This window comes from Autumnicola edwardsiae (assembly GCF_031846505.1).
GTDB classification, from domain to species: Bacteria; Bacteroidota; Bacteroidia; order Flavobacteriales; family Flavobacteriaceae; genus Autumnicola; species Autumnicola edwardsiae.
The window spans coordinates 15929-32708 of record NZ_JAVRHP010000035.1; the positions used below are offsets into that span (position 1 = coordinate 15929).

Consider the following 16780-nt stretch of genomic DNA (forward strand, 5'->3'; position numbering starts at 1 on the left):
AGATGATAGATAACTTAATAGAGCACTATAAAAGCGTGGACGAATCGGAAGTGAAAAACTGGTTTCACGTTGGGAAAACTTCAGACTTTCCAGCAGACGGTGGCGGTTGTGTAAAACACGGAAAGAAACAGATTGCTGTTTTCAATTTCTCCCGGAGATCAAAATGGTATGCCTGCCAAAATCTTTGTCCGCATAAATTGGAGATGGTTATATCCCGGGGAATGATTGGGGATGCAAAAGGTACTCCCAAAATCGCATGTCCTTTGCACAAAAAAACATTTTCACTGGAAGACGGTTCTAACTTAAATGGAGAGGATTATAAAATTGCTGTATATCCGGTGAAAATTGAAGAAGAAAATGTTTATATTGGATTCTCAGATTAAAATTCCGGGACGCATATGAACAAATTTGATGAGGCTATAAAGCTTATAGACGAAAAAAATTCCAAAGATCCGCATAAAGAAGTTTACGAGGGGGAAACCTATCCCAAAGAACTTTTATATTCTGAAAGAATGACAAAGCAGCTTCTGGAATTCGAGCCGGAAGCATCAGAGGAGCTTCAAATTGCTGCGAGGGCACAGCATATTTGTCGCTGGCAAACTCCGCGGGACGAATATCCAATGACCAGGGTTGGCTATTTACACTGGCGGAACGACCTTAAAAAGAAGCACGCTGCAATTACCGGAGAAATCCTTGAAGAAGTAGGTTACGACCAGGATTTTATAGACAGGGTTTCTTTTTTGGTTCAGAAGAAAAAGATCAAGAAAGATGAGGAGACCCAAGCCCTGGAAGATGTGATCTGCCTTGTTTTTCTTCAGTACTATCTATCAGATTTTGAAGCCAAACTAAAGGATGATAACAAAGATGACAAGATGGTGGATATCATTAGGAAAACCTGGGCAAAAATGTCCCCAAAAGGTCACGAAGCAGCTCTAAAATTAGCGCTTCCCGATAAAACCGCAGCATTGGTGACACGTGCACTTTCTTAATTTTATTCCATGCCTGGTGACGGATTTTCCCTTGATAGAAGCACGTTTAAAAAATTAAGCCGACTTTACATTCTGGCGTTGAGTGCTATTGCTTTTTCAGTAATAGTTAGCCAGATCCTTATTCACAAATATCTTGATGACCAGGCCAGTGATTCCACGGTCGTGAATATTGCCGGTCGGCAAAGGATGTTAAGCCAGAAACTAACCAAGGAAACACTTAAGCTCCTGGTAGCCGATACTCCTGAAGAAAGGCTGAACCTTAGTGATAGCATTGAAAATACGCTCGAAAACTGGCATTTTTTCCATACGGCTTTAAAGCGGGGAAATGACAGCCTTGGACTTCCAGGAAATAACAGCCCCGAAATTTCTGCAATGTTTGGGGAAGTAGATCCCTATTTTTCGGAGATCACAAAGGCTTCAGAAGCTATTATTCTTCAGCTTAATGAAAATCCGCAGGCCTCTGTGGAAGATATCCGTTCTCAAATTGCTACAGTGGCAGCTAATGAAGCCGGATTTTTACACGGCATGGACCAGATCGTGAACCAATTTGAAGAAGAGGCGAGTGAAAAGGTGCAAAGATTAGAAAATCTGGAGTGGCTTTTAATGGCCATTACAATTATTATTCTTCTAAGTGAACTTCTTTTTATATTTCTTCCTGCTGCAAAGGGCGTGCGGGGAACAATTCAAAAATTACTACAGGCAGAGAAAGAAGCCAAAAAAATGGCAAAAGATGCTGATGAGCTAAGCCGTGCCAAAGAAAAATCTGTAAAGGAATTACGTGTTTTAAATCAGGCGATGAATCAGACCTTACTGTTTGCAAGGCTGGATGCAGATGGTAATATTATTGAACTCGGGGAGAAATTTTCCAGGCTCTTCAAAATCAGGAAGTATGGTGAATACAATAAATTTTCCGATTTACTTTCGGCTAAAGAAGAGGAGAAGAAGCATATTGAAAAACTTCTGGAAGAAAATTTCAGAAAAGAATGGCAGGGAGAGGTAAAAGCAACTATACAGGAAGGAAGAACGGTTTGGCTGGAAATGGCACTGATACCTTTTAGTTCCACTACCGATAATTGGGAAATTTTGGTGATCGCTTCAGATATTACCGCACGTAAGGAAGCCCAGCTTGAGATTGAAGAACTGCGGCAAAAGCGTTTTCAGGAAAAGATAGATCAGCAAAAACTTATTTCCAGTAAAATTATTGAAAACCAGGAAAACGAGCAGAACCGTATAGCCAAGGATATTCACGACGGAATTGGGCAGATGCTTACCGGGTTAAACTTTAACCTGGAAAGTATAGATGTTAAGCAGACGGAAAAGGCAGCTTCAAAAATTGAAAATTTAAAACAATTAACCGGCGAGATTATAAAAGGAGTAAGAACAGCGACTTTTAACCTGATGCCCCCAGAATTATCGGACTACGGAATTGTGCCTGCTTTGACCAAGCTTACCCAGGAACTTTCCCGGTTAACAGGAAAGAAGATAATTTTATATGATAAAACCGGATTTAATCAGCGGCTGGATTCCCTGGCCGAAATAAACATTTATAGGATTACCCAGGAAGCAATTAACAACGCAATTAAATATGCAGAATCAACCCATATTATTGTCTCTGTTTCCCATAGTAGTACTATCCTGAGTGTAACCATAGACGACAATGGGAAAGGTTTTCAAGCTTCAAAAACACAGGGGGACAGAGCAGATTCCGGCGGGATGGGCATGACTTTTATGAAAGAGCGTATAAAGTACATTCAGGGCCGGCTTTTTGTTACTTCAGAAGTCGGTAAGGGAACAAAAATCACGTTGAATATCCCTTTGACAAAATAATGTACCTTTTATTAAAATTTCAGTAATTTAGACCTGTAAAAAAACAGAAATGAGTAAAATACGTATAGTTCTCGCCGATGATCACGTCCTGGTAAGGGATGGAATAAAAGCCTTACTGGAAGATGAAGCCAATATAGACATAGTAGATGAAGCTTCTGACGGTTTGGAAGCATTGGAAGTGGTAAAAACAGCTGAACCTGATGTTCTGGTTGTGGATATACGTATGCCGGGTTTAACAGGAATAGAAGTAGTAGGTAAAATAAGAGAGGAAGGTTTACCAATTAAAACTCTTGTTCTTTCTATGCATGATTCTGAAGAGTACGTACTGCAATCTGTAGAAGTAGGTGCAGATGGTTATCTTCTGAAAGGAGCAAGCAAAGCGGAATTCTTAAAAGCACTACATAGAGTGGCTGAGGGTGGTAAGTATTTTTCCGGGGATATCTCTTCGATTCTGGTCAATAATTTTTCCAATGGGAAAGCGGCTTCAGCCCAGAAGCCAAAGAAGGCAACTGAAGATCTTTTTAACCTTACTAAAAGGGAGACCCAAATACTTACTCTTGTAATGCAGGGGAAGAGCAACAAAGAGATAGGAGAGGAGCTAAAAATAAGTAAACGGACTGCTGAGGTCCACCGCTTTAACCTCATGAAGAAGCTGGACGTGAAAAATCTGATTGAACTTACCAATAAGGCACGGGAATATGATCTTGTGTAAATTAATTAGCCCACAGGGTAAAGCAGGTTTTAATTTCTTGACAATTTTTAGATCGTTGTTTTATAGAATTATATAAAAATCTGCTCTAAATTAGAGAGTACATATTTTTTCAATAAATACGTATTTATTTAAGTATTTAATAAGTATAATTACTTATTTTAGCACTTATAAATTTGTACGTTATGAAAAAATCAACTTCTGCAAAAGCAACAAAATTTAATTTACGAGACCTCAAAAGTGTACCAATACGTACCTTTTGGATTACTGCCCTGGCATTTTTTCTATGTTTCTTCGCCTGGTTTGGTGTAGTTCCATTTATGCCAGATGTTGTGCGTGACCTGGGAATGACACCGGGACAAAAATGGAATTCTGTTGTTCTGGCGGTTACGGGAACAGTATTTGCCCGCTTACTTATTGGTAAACTTTGTGACAAATACGGGCCAAGGCTTTGTTACACCTGGCTTCTGGTTCTTGGAGCAATCCCAGTGATCCTTACAGGATTTGTACAAACACCATTTCAGTTTCTTATGTGCCGTTTATTTACAGGTTTTATAGGAGCATCATTTGTTATAACACAGGTGCACACTTCTTTAATGTTTTCATCTAACGTAGTGGGGACTGCAAATGCGACTTCTGCCGGTTGGGGAAACCTTGGTGGTGGGGCCAACAGGCTGGGAATGCCCATTATAGCTGCTATTGTGATTGGATTTGGTGCCGCTGAAACTGAGGCATGGAGATATTCCCTGATTATTGCCGGAATTTTATGTTTTTCTATGGGACTGGTATATTATTTCTTTACCCAGGACACCCCTGAAGGAAATTTTAAAGATCTTGCCGAAACCGGTGATGTTCCAAAAATTAAAAAGGACCAGGAAGGTTTTCTTACCGCTCTAAAAGATTACAGGGTATGGATCCTGTTTATAGTATATGCTTCCTGTTTTGGGATAGAACTTACCGTTTACGGTACAATGGACGATTATTTGCAAAACACCTTTCAGCTGGAAAGGATTACTGCCGGGAACATTGTGCTTTCTTTCGCCTTAATGAATATTTTTGCACGTACTTTGGGAGGCCTCTTTGGTGATAAATTCGGAAAATCAAAAGGACTAAGGGGAAGGGTTTTATTCTTATCCTTTATTCTGGTCGTGCAGGGAGTGATGCTGGCATCTTTTTCCAGTATTTCCACGTTATACCTGGCCATTGGGTTTTTAATTTTATTTAGCCTTTCGGTACAAATGGCAGAGGGGGCTACTTTTTCTGTTGTACCGTTTATTAATAAAAAAGCAATAGGATCTATCTCCGGTATCGTTGGTGCAGGAGGAAATGTGGGAGCTTTCCTGGCAGCGATGTTGCTCAAATTTAAATCTGCTGCTTCAGAAAGAGCGGCAATTGCGGCTACTGAAGGGCTTGGCGAAGAAGCAATAAAATCTGCACAGGCCGTTGCTGCATCCCAGGCTGTTTCTGAAGGTTACCTGCTAATTGGTTTAATCGTGGTGACCACAGGAATTGTGGCATTGGGAATACGGTTTTCAGTAAAAGATGAAAAGGTGGCGAGGGAAGAACTTAAAGAATCTTATGGTAATGCTGCACCTGCAAATGCTTAATTTTAAGGTAAAAATCAGGTAGAAATAAAGTAATAAAAGCTTTCTAAGGCTTACCTTGTTAGAAAGGTTAATTTGTAAAAAAAATTCGGCAAATGCTCGAAAAGGAAGTAAAAAGTACATGTTCATATTGTGGGGTAGGATGTGGTGTTGTGGTAAAAAAAGATGCCCGAAACCGCATAGAAGTCTCGGGAGATAAGGATCATCCCGTGAACAAAGGCATGCTTTGTTCAAAAGGAATGAACCTGGATTACGTGGTTAACGATACTTCAGACAGGATACTCTATCCCGAAATGCGTTGGAGCAGGTCCCATCCCCGGGAAAGGGTGAGCTGGGACGATGCTATGGAAAGGGCTGCAGGTGTTTTTAAATCTATTATTCGTAAGCATGGACCAGATAGTGTGGGAATTTACGTCTCCGGGCAGTGTCTTACAGAAGAATATTACATTGCCAACAAGCTGACCAAAGGCTTCCTGGGAACTAATAACATCGATACCAATTCGCGGCTATGTATGAGTTCTGCCGTGGTTGGGTACAAGAAAACTTTTGGTGAAGATTCTGTACCGGTGAGTTATGAAGATATAGAGCTGGCAGACTGTTTTTTAATAGCCGGCGCAAATCCCGCGTGGTGTCATCCTATTTTATTCAGGAGATTAGAGAAGCATAAAGAGGAGAATCCCAACGTGAAAGTAATTGTTGCAGATCCACGGAAAACCGATTCTGCAAACTTTGCAGATCTGCACCTTCAGCTCATTCCCGGGACAGATGTTATTCTCTATAATGCAATTGGCCGCCAACTGATCAAGAAAGGATTTATAGACAAAAACTTTGTAAAGAAACATACTGAAGGTTATAAGGAATATAGGGACAAAGTAATGTCGCTAACTTTAAATCAGTCGGCGAAATTATGCGGGGTTCCGGCAGGCGATATTAAGAAAGCGGCAACTATAATTGGCCGTTCCAAAGGTTTTATCAGCATGTGGGCTATGGGGCTTAATCAAAGTGTCGTTGGATCTGATAAAAATTTCTCTTTGCTGAATCTCAGCCTGGTTACAGGGCACGTTGGAAAACCCGGCTCGGGTCCTTTTTCCTTAACCGGACAGCCGAATGCGATGGGAGGACGGGAAGTAGGAGGTATGGCGAACCTGCTGGCAGTCCATAAAGACCTTGCCAACGAAGAGCATCGAAAAGAAGTGGCGCAGTACTGGGGAGTAGAAGAAATTTCTGCTAAACCGGGATATACAGCCACCGAAATGTTTGATGCGCTGGAGGAGGGTAAACTAAAAGCAGTATGGATTGTATGCACTAATCCGGTGGTGAGTATGCCCAACGCGAGACAAGCAGAGCGGGCACTCGAAAATGCCAAATTTGTGGTAGTACAGGATATCTCCCATAAATCTGATACCGTTGCGTATGCAGATCTTGTCCTTCCGGCGGCGGGATGGCTGGAAAAAGAGGGTACAATGACCAATTCGGAAAGAAGGATCTCTTATCTGAACAAAGAAATTCATCCTCCCGGCGAAGCTCGTCCCGATGTTGAAATTCTGTGTGATTTTGCGAAGAAAATGGGCTTCCGCGGCTTTAATTATAACAGTACCGAAGAGATTTACAAAGAATATGCTGCGATGACCAAAGGTACAAAGATCGATATCTCGTACCTTAATTATGACCGGCTCAAAAATGAAGGTACTTTCCAGTGGCCGGTGCCGGAATATCGCCATCCCGGGACTCCACGGTTATTTGAAGATAAACAATTTTATACCCCTTCAAAAAAGGCAATTTTCAACATTCCTGAAAGTACAGAAAACACTTCTGCCAAACCTAACGAAGAATATCCGCTGATTTTAACTACCGGAAGGATACGGGATCAATGGCATACCATGACCCGTACCGGAAAAGTGGCCAGGTTAAAAACGCATTACCCAGATCCTGTTTTGGAAATAAACCTTGTGGATGCATATTTAAACCACATAAAAGACGGAGATGTTACCGAGATTAAAAGTCCGAATGGTACAGTACGAGTCCGTGCAAAAGTTACCGAAAACGTTCGGGAAGGAGTTGTATTTTTACCAATGCACTGGGGAAAAAAGCTGAAGAACGATCTTAACCGGGCGAACAATTTAACCCATACAAAGGTAGATCCCATTTCCAAAGAACCCGATTTTAAATATACTGCAGTTTCGGTTTCGAGGTTCAGGAAAAAACAAGAGAAAATATTGGTAATAGGAGCAGGGGCAGCCTCTTTCCGGTTTATTCAGAATTACAGAGAACATAACCGTGAGGACGAGTTGCACGTATTTTCTAAAGAAGCCCATCCATTTTATAACCGCGTTTTACTTCCGGAGTATATAACCGAAGAGCTTACGTGGGAGCAACTTTTAAAAATTAAAGAAAAAGAACTACAGAAGCTGAGGATCAACCTTTATGCAGAAACACACATTAATAAAATTGATCCTGAAGAAAAGCTGGTGATAGACAGTAATGGGAATTCCCATACTTTCGACAAGCTGATCCTGGCCACCGGTAGCCGAGCGTTTACACCAAAAGATGCGCAACTGCAACTTCCCGGAAGGTTTACGATGCGTAGTAAAGAAGATGCCGATAGTTTTAAGGCTTATTTGGAAGCAACAAAACTTCCGCCAGAGCAGCAACATGTGGTAATTGTTGGGGGCGGACTTTTAGGCCTGGAGCTTGCCGCGGCTTTAAAACACAAAAATCTTAAAATCACTATTGTTCAGCGTTCATCGCGTTTAATGGAGCGGCAATTGGACATTACCTCCAGTAAACTGCTTGCTCAGGATGTGACCGAACGCGGAATTCAGATTTACTTTGATAATGAGGTGAGTACCGTTTTTGATGATGAGGATACCGGAGAGCTTAACGTCACTTTAAAAAGTGGTAAAATAATTACCGCGCATGCTATAGTCTATGCCATTGGAACGCGGCCAAATATTGAAATAGCCAAGGAAAGTGGCATTGTTTGTGGCCGCGGTGTAAAAGTGAACCAGCACATGCAATCTTCCAATCCCGATATTTTTGCCCTGGGAGAAATCGCAGAATTTGAAAATAAACTATTCGGAATAACATCTGCAGCAGAAGAGCAGGCGGCTATTCTCGCCAATTTTATGGCAGGGGACATTAGCAGTACTTACAAAGGATCGGTTCTAATGAATATCCTGAAATTCAACGATCTGGACGTGTGCAGTATTGGCGATATCAATATTCCTGAAAATGACGATAGCTATGAAGAAATTGTTTTTACCGATATCAGGAAGCGTTATTACAAAAAATGTATTGTTAAAGACGACTTGTTGATTGGTGCTGTTTTGATGGGCAATAAAGATGAATTTGCCGAATTCAAAAATCTCATAGAAAGTAAAATCGAACTTTCAGATAAGCGTGAGAAATTATTGCGTGGTGCGGGCAGGGAGAAGCCGGTTGTGGGAAAACTTGTTTGTTCCTGTAGCCAGGTGGGAGCCGGTAATATCGAGGAAGCCATAAGTAAAGGTTGTACCAACTTTGAAGAACTTTGCAAACAGACCGGGGCAGGTCTTGGCTGCGGAAGTTGTAAAACCGAAGTCCGTGAAATACTGAACACATCAAAAGAACTGGCATGAGAAAAAATCTTTCAAGAATAATTGTAAAGGGCGGCGTACTTTCACCTGCGGAATTAAGATCTATAGCAGAAACTGCTGAAGCTGCCGGGCTTAAAACCATCTCTTTTGGTTCCAGGCAGGACATTTTACTTCCTGAAGCTACAGATGAAACAAATTTGGAGAAATTTGAAGACTTGTCTATTGTAAAACCATATTCAGATACTATAGAGAATATCGTTTCCTCCTATGTTTCCACAGATATTTTTCCAACAACGCCCTGGCTCACCGGAGACCGCTATTTGTACATTCTGGAACAAATAAGGTACGAACCAATCCTGAAAATTAATATTGTCGAGCCAAGGCAAAGACTGGTACCATTGTTTACTGGGCATTTAAACTTTATCGCTTCAGATCATGAAGATTATTGGTATTTATACATCAGGTTGCCAGATTGGGAAAAAGCAGAAATGTATCCTGCGCTAATCTACAGCTGGGATATTGGTAAAATTGGACAGGCAGTAGAGAATATCCTTCAGGAGGAGCCGGAAACCATAGAAATGATTTTTGATCTGGTGAGCGATGCTGTCGATACAGAAAACCGAACAGTAGACAAGCCACTGGAAGTGCCGTTCTATCCTTTTCCGTATTATGAAGGGATGAATCGCACAGGAACTGGAAAATACTGGCTGGGGTTGTATTGGAGAAATAACAAATATGACCTGGAATTCCTGAAGGCGATGTGCGATATGTGCGCCGAGTCGAAAATTGGAAGAATTTGCATCACACCGTGGAAATCTTTTATCGTAAAAGGAATTCCGGTAGAGTCTAAGCTACAATGGGAAAAACTATTGGGCAAATTTGGTATTAACGTTCGCCATTCCATGCTCGAGCTAAACTGGCATTTGCCGGTAGCCAATGAAGAAGCGCTGAGGCTTAAAAAATACCTCGTGGCAAATTTCGATCAAAATGATATAAGTACTTACGGACTCACCTTTGGGATTGCCAATTATACCAGGAGGGTTTATTATTTTACTTCCGTAGTAATTGAAAAGAACAAAACACCTAAGGATTTGTCCGATTTTGACATTAGGGATACCTTTAATTTGCTTTATGCAAAAGATTTTGATCCTAATACACGTGAGTATATCACGCACGTACAGGATGTGGATAAAGTTGAATTGCCAAGCCTGCTGATGGAATTAAGCCAGATGTATTTTGAGCAACTGGGAAATAAAACCGAACAAGAAAAGCCTGCAGGTCCAAGAAAAGAAGTGGTAGAAGCAGAGGTTTTTCAATGCCAGGAGTGCCTTACCGTATATGACAAAGCTTATGGCGATGAGACGCAGGGAATCCCGGCTGGAACAGCGTTTAAAGAGCTATCTGGAGATTATACCTGTCCGGTTTGTGAAGCTCCCAAAGCTGCTTTTAAAATGAAAGTGTTTGTAAAGCAGATAGATTAATTCTTTTTAGTTTTACGTATTCCTGCAAGGTTTTTAAAACCTTGTAGGTATCAAAAAAAATCACTTTACAAAAAAAAATTAATACTGAATTTTACTGAAGGTCGATAATTGGCATTTTCAGGCCTCCGTCTAAAACTGATTATTTCCTGAAGGTTTTCTTTTTCAGAGATGGCTGAAGGTGAAGTGCTGGAAAAAAGTCAAATTAGTTTTAGATACACGTTGCAAGAATGTAAAAAAATCGAACTCCAAAAGAAAATCCTTAAATTGCATTAAAATTGGAAAAATGGGAAGCTTAACTATTTCAAAAAAGATTTTAGACAAATACTTTGGCTACTTGAAGAATTTGGATAATAATGCTAAACAAAATCTAATTACTAAGCTCACCGAATCCATAGAAACTAAAGCTAAAAAGAAATCTGAACTAAGATCATTTTTTGGGGCGTGGGATGATAATCGGGATTCCGATGAAATTATTTCAGAAATTAGAGCCTTCAGAGTTAATAAGATGAATACTGAAAGTTTCGAATGAAATATCTGCTAGATACTAATATTTGTATTCATTTTTTCCGTGGAAAATTTGGCTTAATTGACAAATTTGAAAAAGTAAATTTTGATCATTGTACGATTTCGGAAATAACCTTGGCAGAATTGTTTTTCGGAGCTGAGAATAGTTCAAATCCAAAAAAGAACTTAAAACTAATAGACGATTTTTCTGAACAAGTAAAAGTTCTTCCTATTTTTAATGCAATTACTATTTATGCAAAAGAAAAAGTTCGGCTGAGAAAGAATGGTGAAATGATAAGTGATTTTGACTTATTGATTGGCTCAACTGCAATTGCTAACGAATTGATTATGATTACTGAAAATGTCAAAGAATTCAAAAGAATTGAAAACATTCAAATTGAGAATTGGATTAATCGATAGAAACATCTTTTGCCAACAGCCATTGATCCAACTAAGTATAGATGGATAGCCTATTATTAAATTCAGCTGAAGGGGAATGCCTGGAAAAAAGCCGATGCTTAAAAATGGCAATTTTCAACCTCCAATAGTGATCATGCTTCGGTTTTTGTTGTGCCTTTCTGGATCGTTTAGCTTCTCGAAGTCATCCATGCCTGCGCGCACCTTCTTTTTAAGCCCCAGCGAATTCGAAATGAGCTCTTTTACATCTCGTCCCTCTCTTAAAGCGGTAAGAAGATCGGTTTCATGATCTGAAAAAAGGCAATTTTTGATCTTTCCGTTGGCGGTAAGCCGAATCCTGTTGCACCCGGAACAAAAAGGATTGGTCACAGAGCTAATTATTCCGAATTTGCCTTTAAAATCTTCAATTCTGTAGTTCCTGGAGGTGAAATGCTGCTCATCTTCCAGTTTCCGAAGGTATTCTTCCCCAAAAAAGCTGGTTACTTCATCTAAAATCTCTTTTTCGGTTACAAGCTTGGATTTATTCCAGCGATTTCCGTCAAAAGGCATAAATTCAATAAAACGGACTGTAATTGGCGAATTTTGGGTGAGCATCACAAAATCCACAATTTCGTCCTTATTGAAATCCTGCATTAAAACAGCATTGATTTTTACATTAAAACCTTCGTTTATCAATAACTGGATGTTTTGGTAAGCCTTTTTAAACTGATCGCGGCGCGTTATCATTTTAAATTTATCAGTTTCGAGCGTGTCAAGGCTAACATTAATATCTGTTAGTCCGTATTGATGAAAAGTTTCAATAAACCTATCTGCAAGTATGGCGTTTGTGGTGATGGAAAGCCGAACAGGAAGCGTGGCCAGTTTCTTCACAATATCGGCAAAATCTTTACGGACCAGAGGCTCTCCGCCGGTAAGCCTGACTTTGTCCACACCCTGTGAAACAAAGATTTTGGCCATTTCCAGGATTTCATCTGCATTCATCAACTCCTTTTTTGGGGTTAGAGGAACGCCGGCCGCAGGCATGCAATACTCACATCTAAGATTGCACTTTTCTATCAGGGAAATACGTAGATAATTGTGTTTCCGGCCAAAAGAATCATTCAGCATGTTCGTTGTTTTCTTCATTTACATTGAATTTTGCTTCCGTAGAAATCATTAAAAAAGGAATAGCAAATTGATGGTATTTTCTGAAGGTTTGCTGCAACAGGAAAAGTAAATCCTTCCGTAGAAAATCTATGCAGAAACAGGCTCGATGTCCAGGTTCTGGTAAATACAATCATCTTCCACAAGAGCAGCTAATTGATTATTACCAACTTTCACAACCTCTCCAATCACGATAATTGCTGGTGACGAAAGATTTTGTTCAGCAACCTTTTTTTCAATATTGGAAATGGTACCTATAGCGCGACGTTCGTTTTCTTTTGTTCCATTCTGGATAATTGCCACGGGAATTTCCGCTTTTCCGTGTTTGGTGAAAATGGTAACAATTTCCTGAAGTTTGCTCATCCCCATAAGGATCACGACCGTCGCTTTAGATTGTGCCGAAAGTTCTACATCTTCAGACAATTTGTGGTTGGTGGTAGTTCCCGTAAGTACCCAAAAACTTTGCGCGACTTTTCTGTGAGTAACCGGAATCCCGTTGCTGGCGGGCACCGAAAGCGCCGAAGAAATCCCCGGAACCACTTCGGAAGGGATTCCCGCCTGCGAAAGGTGGTTCATTTCTTCACGGCCACGGCCAAAAACAAACGGATCGCCGCCTTTTAACCGCACTACATGGCCATATCTTAAAGCGTAAGCCACGAGTAAATCGTTAATCTGGTCCTGCATATAGGAGTGGCATCCCTTTCTTTTTCCCACAAAAAGTTTGATGGCATTTGGTGCGTAACTAAGTATTTCTTCGTTTACCAAAGCATCATAAAGTACCGCTTTGGCATTTTGCAAGGCCTTCACCGCTTTAAGCGTCAGCAATTCCGGATCGCCCGGCCCGGCACCTACTAAAGTTACTTTGGGGGTTGTATGTTCTAAGCTGTTCATGTTTTCTCCGTTTAAATTATCACCTTCTGCACTTTCAATTTTTTTCCTGAGAGACAAATTGTATACTACAAATATAAGTTGATTGTACGTAGTATAAAAATAAAAATACGTATTTATACGTAAATATTAAATTTACTGTTTATTTTTGAAGCCAACTAATACTCCTGATTATGAAAAACTACTACCACGCTTTTTTGATCTTTTTTGCTTGTACAACTTCGGCTTTTTCCCAGACATTCACCCTGGATGCAGATATAAGGCCACGCTTTGAATACCGCCATGGCTTCGGAAATTTATATCCCGACAATGCCGATCCTGCTGCTTTTGTCACGCAGCGTTCCCGGCTGAATTTTGGTTATGCAGCGGAGAGGCTGCAAATTATGGTAAGTGTGCAGGATGTAAGTACGTGGGGCGATACACGGCAGATTTTGATTAACGACGGGAACGATTCTTTCTCGCTGTTCCAGGCATGGGCAAGAATGCAGCTAAGCGACTATTGGGCAGCAAAAGTTGGCCGGCAGGTGATCGCCTATGATGACCAGCGGATTTTTGGCGGACTAGACTGGGCCATGCAGGGGCGTTTTCACGATGCCGCACTCCTTCAGTATAACAAAGGCAGTTTCGCTATGGATTTAGGTTTTGCCTATGGGCAGGAAGAACAGCGGCTGTTTGGCACTCCATACACCATTTCCGGATTCTTTTCCTATAAAACGATGCAGTATGCCCATCTTAAAAAAACATGGACCAATAGTGCGGTGAGTTTGCTATTTTTAAATAACGGATTTCAAAAATTTACCAGCGCAGACGGGGATATTGCAGACGGCGTTTACAACAGGCAAACTGCAGGATCTTATTTTCAATTTCCGTTGTCTTCGCTAAAATTTTCGGGTAGTGCCTATTACCAGTTTGGGCAGGCAAATCCGTCTCAGGACCTGAGTGCTTACCAGGTTTCGTTGGAAGGAATTTACAAACCCGGAAACACACTTTTTAGTTTGGGAGCAGAATTACTTAGCGGGACGGACCAGGGAAGTACAGGCGATAATAATTCTTTTTTTCCGTTGTACGGGACCAACCATAAATTTAACGGATTTATGGATTACTTTTATGTAGGCAACCACGCCAACAGCGTTGGATTAAATGATTTTTATGCCAAAACCGTATTTAAAACAGGAGCGACCTCCTCTTTACTTTTAAAAGCACATTATTTTACCGCAAATGCAGAGCTGGCAGGAAATGCAGATAAATACCTCGGAACCGAAGTTGATGTGGTCTTTACCCGGCCTGTGGTAAAAAATGTGGTGCTTAACCTGGGTTACTCCCATATGTTTGCTTCAGAAAGTATGAGTTTGATAAAAGGCGGCACAACCAGCGAAAATACTAACAATTGGGCATGGGCACAGCTAATAATTAATCCGCGTCTTTTTGTGTATGAATTTAATGAAGATTAAGCTGAAGGAAGGCGACTTTTGACTCTCGGTTGACTTCAATTTTCTTCTTTAGTTTGGCAGGGACGAACTGTTTGGTTTTGTTCGGTTCTAAAATTTGTGCAAAAGTCTGTTGATTACTAACAACTGCTCGAGGCTTTTTTCAAAACTATTCGCTTAGCTTAGTAAAGACAATAGATATTGGGCAAGGATCTCAAAAGAAGCATTTTCATTTATGCCGTCTAATCAACTGTTTCTTTTTTGTTATCTTTTGCTGCGGATAGACAAAAAACTTACAATACCATTATAAAAAATTATATGAGATATCTCTTGGTCATTTTTTTTCTAATAACCACCAAATGTTTTTCACAAAAAAAATATTCATTTGATTATTTAATAGAATATAATTTTAGATCCTATTCAGATACTACTTCTAATAAAAAAATATACTATCTCACCAATTCAAAAGACAATTCATATTTCGCAAAAATAGAAAGTTTCGATACTTTAAATTTTGATTTAGAATTAATTGTTCAGGATAAAATATGGACTAAAATGAAATTATCCCGCAAAGACTTTATTAATGCAAAGTTTATTAACCTCACCTGTAATAGTAGCTTAATCTATAAAAATTACTTTAAGTTTAGAACGAAAGAATATAAATTTGAAATAATAAAAGACACTATTCTAGAAAGTTTGCCCTTAAATAGATACAAACTCGAATATGTTGGAAAAAGGAAAAGAAAAAAATCATTTCCAGTTGGTACCAATGTTTATATTATTGCAAATTCAACCGATTTTCATTCACCCATTTTAACACATTCTACCGCTTTTGAAGAATGGAAAGAAAAAGGCAAAATTCCGAATGGAATATTCAAAGAAAAAATATTCTATGATTTCAAGAATAACATTGATTACAAGTACATTCTAAATAACTATTCTGAAATAAATAAAACTATAGTAATTCCAGATAATTGTTTAGAGAATTAAACCATTTTGTAACAACAAAAAATGCCGGAATTTACAAATATTATGAAACGAGTTTTTCTTATTATGTCCATTGTATTAATTAGTTCTTGTAAGACAACCCAGGATTCAAATAGTGATACTAATAGATGCAATGAATCGAACTACCTAAATAACGATTTTAGGAATATAACATACAATGATTATAGAGGGAAATTAAATAACGATACTGTCTCTGTAACTCAAATGAAATTTAACTGTGTTTTTACCGAATTTTTGTCAAAGAAGATAATGTTTGATGAATTCGGAAAATGGGATGAAGCAAGATTTAAAAAGAATCAAAGGCATCCAATGCTAGTTTGGAATAATGTTCAACTTTTTTCAGATTCTGTGACCAACTATGTGGTTGCGACTTATGGAGGTGGTGAAGAAGACCATAAAATATATTCGTCTGTGATGGTACTTGATGAGAACGGAAAAGATTTACTTGCGGTGAACTCAAAGTTGAGAAATGAAATAACAGAATATTTTACAGAATTGATTCGGAATAACGACGAAAATAAAAAAGAATTCTATTCCATTTATTGGAGAACTGTAGATCCTAAATTTTATAGAAAATATATATTAGGAAATTAACAAGGTCAGTTAGTAAACGTTTCTTAAGCTAACAATTTTCCAGATCTTTTTTATAACCAGTCTCAAGTCGCAAACTTTATGAGTGTTTGCCGCGCCTGATTTTCCTGGCGCAATTCAAGCTCATCATCAGCACACTTACATAAATTGTTGTACGCTATTTTTTATTGAGATTTGAGACCTCAATATATTTTTTATAATAATACATTGTTATACTATGTATTTTGTTATACATTTACATCATGAATAAAATTTTTGTCGAAAAATGGAAATCTCAAGTCAAGAAAGGCACCTTAACTTTCATTGTCTTAAATGTTCTGAGAAATAATGAATTCTACGGTTATGAATTCATTGAAGAAGTAAAAAAATTAACCAAAATTGAAATTGCGGAAGGAACCTTTTATCCGTTAATGAATAGATTAAAAAAGGAAGACCTTGTTACTTCCAAGTGGGTAGAACAGGAATCAGGAATTCCGAGAAAATATTTTACTCTAACAGAAACAGGAAAAAATACACTTAAAAAAATGCAAAATTACTGGGAAGATTTAGCCTCCTCTATCAAAAAAATATCTGAATGAATATAAAAGAAATACAATTTAAGGAAAGCTCTTCTCAAC

The 16780-nt window shown here is 39.1% G+C and carries 15 protein-coding genes; 13 read left to right on the top strand and 2 right to left on the bottom strand.

Features of this window, described 5'->3' with window-relative positions; all coding sequences use genetic code 11:
- Positions 1-2 precede the first annotated feature (2 nt).
- The 9 genes from nirD to RM529_RS08520 all read left to right on the top strand — a co-directional run bounded on the left by nirD (position 3) and on the right by RM529_RS08520 (position 11109).
- Entirely contained in the window at positions 3-383 is a 381-nt protein-coding gene (gene nirD / locus RM529_RS08480; RefSeq protein ID WP_432264529.1) for a nitrite reductase small subunit NirD, read from the top strand.
- Positions 384-398: 15 nt separating this feature from the next.
- On the top strand, positions 399-989 hold the full coding sequence (locus tag RM529_RS08485; RefSeq protein ID WP_311484377.1) for a DUF4202 domain-containing protein: 591 nt from the start codon (positions 399-401) through the stop codon (positions 987-989).
- A 9-nt stretch (positions 990-998) separates the two neighbouring features.
- Positions 999-2816 (top strand): sensor histidine kinase, encoded by a 1818-nt coding sequence (locus RM529_RS08490; RefSeq protein WP_311484378.1) that lies wholly within the window; start codon positions 999-1001, stop codon positions 2814-2816.
- A gap of 49 nt (positions 2817-2865) precedes the next feature.
- Complete coding sequence (locus tag RM529_RS08495; protein ID WP_311484379.1) at positions 2866-3528, top strand: response regulator; 663 nt, start codon at positions 2866-2868, stop codon at positions 3526-3528.
- 182 nt (positions 3529-3710) lie between these two features.
- On the top strand, positions 3711-5132 hold the full coding sequence (locus RM529_RS08500; RefSeq protein WP_311484380.1) for an MFS transporter: 1422 nt from the start codon (positions 3711-3713) through the stop codon (positions 5130-5132).
- A gap of 92 nt (positions 5133-5224) precedes the next feature.
- The gene (locus RM529_RS08505) at positions 5225-8746 is read left to right on the top strand and encodes a molybdopterin-dependent oxidoreductase (protein ID WP_311484381.1); all 3522 of its coding nucleotides are present in this window, start codon (positions 5225-5227) and stop codon (positions 8744-8746) included.
- Entirely contained in the window at positions 8743-10185 is a 1443-nt protein-coding gene (locus RM529_RS08510; protein WP_311484382.1) for a rubredoxin, read from the top strand. Before RM529_RS08505 ends, RM529_RS08510 begins: the two co-directional genes overlap by 4 nt.
- A gap of 283 nt (positions 10186-10468) precedes the next feature.
- Positions 10469-10714 carry a hypothetical protein gene (locus tag RM529_RS08515; protein ID WP_311484383.1) on the top strand — a complete coding sequence of 82 codons (246 nt, stop codon included), beginning with the start codon at positions 10469-10471 and terminating at the stop codon, positions 10712-10714.
- The gene (locus RM529_RS08520; protein ID WP_311484384.1) at positions 10711-11109 is read left to right on the top strand and encodes a type II toxin-antitoxin system VapC family toxin; all 399 of its coding nucleotides are present in this window, start codon (positions 10711-10713) and stop codon (positions 11107-11109) included. Before RM529_RS08515 ends, RM529_RS08520 begins: the two co-directional genes overlap by 4 nt.
- A gap of 114 nt (positions 11110-11223) precedes the next feature.
- Here RM529_RS08520 and moaA read toward each other — a convergent pair whose 3' ends face one another.
- Both moaA and cobA read right to left on the bottom strand, forming a co-directional pair.
- Entirely contained in the window at positions 11224-12231 is a 1008-nt protein-coding gene (gene moaA, locus RM529_RS08525) for a GTP 3',8-cyclase MoaA (RefSeq protein ID WP_311484385.1), read from the bottom strand.
- Positions 12232-12339: 108 nt separating this feature from the next.
- Positions 12340-13140 carry a uroporphyrinogen-III C-methyltransferase gene (cobA, locus tag RM529_RS08530; RefSeq protein ID WP_311484386.1) on the bottom strand — a complete coding sequence of 267 codons (801 nt, stop codon included), beginning with the start codon at positions 13138-13140 and terminating at the stop codon, positions 12340-12342.
- Between the two features lie 170 nt (positions 13141-13310).
- On the opposite strand from cobA, the gene RM529_RS08535 reads away from it, so the two are divergent.
- The 4 genes from RM529_RS08535 (at position 13311) to RM529_RS08550 (ending at position 16741) form a co-directional block, all read left to right on the top strand.
- Positions 13311-14588 carry an alginate export family protein gene (locus tag RM529_RS08535; RefSeq protein ID WP_311484387.1) on the top strand — a complete coding sequence of 426 codons (1278 nt, stop codon included), beginning with the start codon at positions 13311-13313 and terminating at the stop codon, positions 14586-14588.
- 294 nt (positions 14589-14882) lie between these two features.
- Positions 14883-15554: a hypothetical protein gene (locus RM529_RS08540; RefSeq protein ID WP_311484388.1), complete on the top strand. Its 672-nt coding sequence runs from the start codon at positions 14883-14885 to the stop codon at positions 15552-15554.
- Between the two features lie 222 nt (positions 15555-15776).
- Positions 15777-16166, top strand: coding sequence for a hypothetical protein (locus RM529_RS08545; RefSeq protein ID WP_311484389.1), 390 nt, complete (start codon positions 15777-15779; stop codon positions 16164-16166).
- Between the two features lie 239 nt (positions 16167-16405).
- On the top strand, positions 16406-16741 hold the full coding sequence (locus tag RM529_RS08550; RefSeq protein ID WP_311484390.1) for a PadR family transcriptional regulator: 336 nt from the start codon (positions 16406-16408) through the stop codon (positions 16739-16741).
- Positions 16742-16780 lie beyond the last annotated feature (39 nt).

Excerpts from the sequence above, each read along its gene's own strand:
- nirD (WP_432264529.1), top strand. The coding sequence starts at position 3 with ATGATAGATAACTTAATAGAGCACTATAAAAGCGTGGACGAATCGGAA.
- RM529_RS08485 (WP_311484377.1), top strand. The coding sequence starts at position 399 with ATGAACAAATTTGATGAGGCTATAAAGCTTATAGACGAAAAAAATTCC.
- RM529_RS08490 (WP_311484378.1), top strand. The coding sequence starts at position 999 with ATGCCTGGTGACGGATTTTCCCTTGATAGAAGCACGTTTAAAAAATTA.
- RM529_RS08495 (WP_311484379.1), top strand. The coding sequence starts at position 2,866 with ATGAGTAAAATACGTATAGTTCTCGCCGATGATCACGTCCTGGTAAGG.
- RM529_RS08500 (WP_311484380.1), top strand. The coding sequence starts at position 3,711 with ATGAAAAAATCAACTTCTGCAAAAGCAACAAAATTTAATTTACGAGAC.
- RM529_RS08505 (WP_311484381.1), top strand. The coding sequence starts at position 5,225 with ATGCTCGAAAAGGAAGTAAAAAGTACATGTTCATATTGTGGGGTAGGA.
- RM529_RS08510 (WP_311484382.1), top strand. The coding sequence starts at position 8,743 with ATGAGAAAAAATCTTTCAAGAATAATTGTAAAGGGCGGCGTACTTTCA.
- RM529_RS08515 (WP_311484383.1), top strand. The coding sequence starts at position 10,469 with ATGGGAAGCTTAACTATTTCAAAAAAGATTTTAGACAAATACTTTGGC.
- RM529_RS08520 (WP_311484384.1), top strand. The coding sequence starts at position 10,711 with ATGAAATATCTGCTAGATACTAATATTTGTATTCATTTTTTCCGTGGA.
- moaA (WP_311484385.1), bottom strand. The coding sequence starts at position 12,231 with ATGAAGAAAACAACGAACATGCTGAATGATTCTTTTGGCCGGAAACAC.
- cobA (WP_311484386.1), bottom strand. The coding sequence starts at position 13,140 with ATGAACAGCTTAGAACATACAACCCCCAAAGTAACTTTAGTAGGTGCC.
- RM529_RS08535 (WP_311484387.1), top strand. The coding sequence starts at position 13,311 with ATGAAAAACTACTACCACGCTTTTTTGATCTTTTTTGCTTGTACAACT.
- RM529_RS08540 (WP_311484388.1), top strand. The coding sequence starts at position 14,883 with ATGAGATATCTCTTGGTCATTTTTTTTCTAATAACCACCAAATGTTTT.
- RM529_RS08545 (WP_311484389.1), top strand. The coding sequence starts at position 15,777 with ATGAAATTTAACTGTGTTTTTACCGAATTTTTGTCAAAGAAGATAATG.
- RM529_RS08550 (WP_311484390.1), top strand. The coding sequence starts at position 16,406 with ATGAATAAAATTTTTGTCGAAAAATGGAAATCTCAAGTCAAGAAAGGC.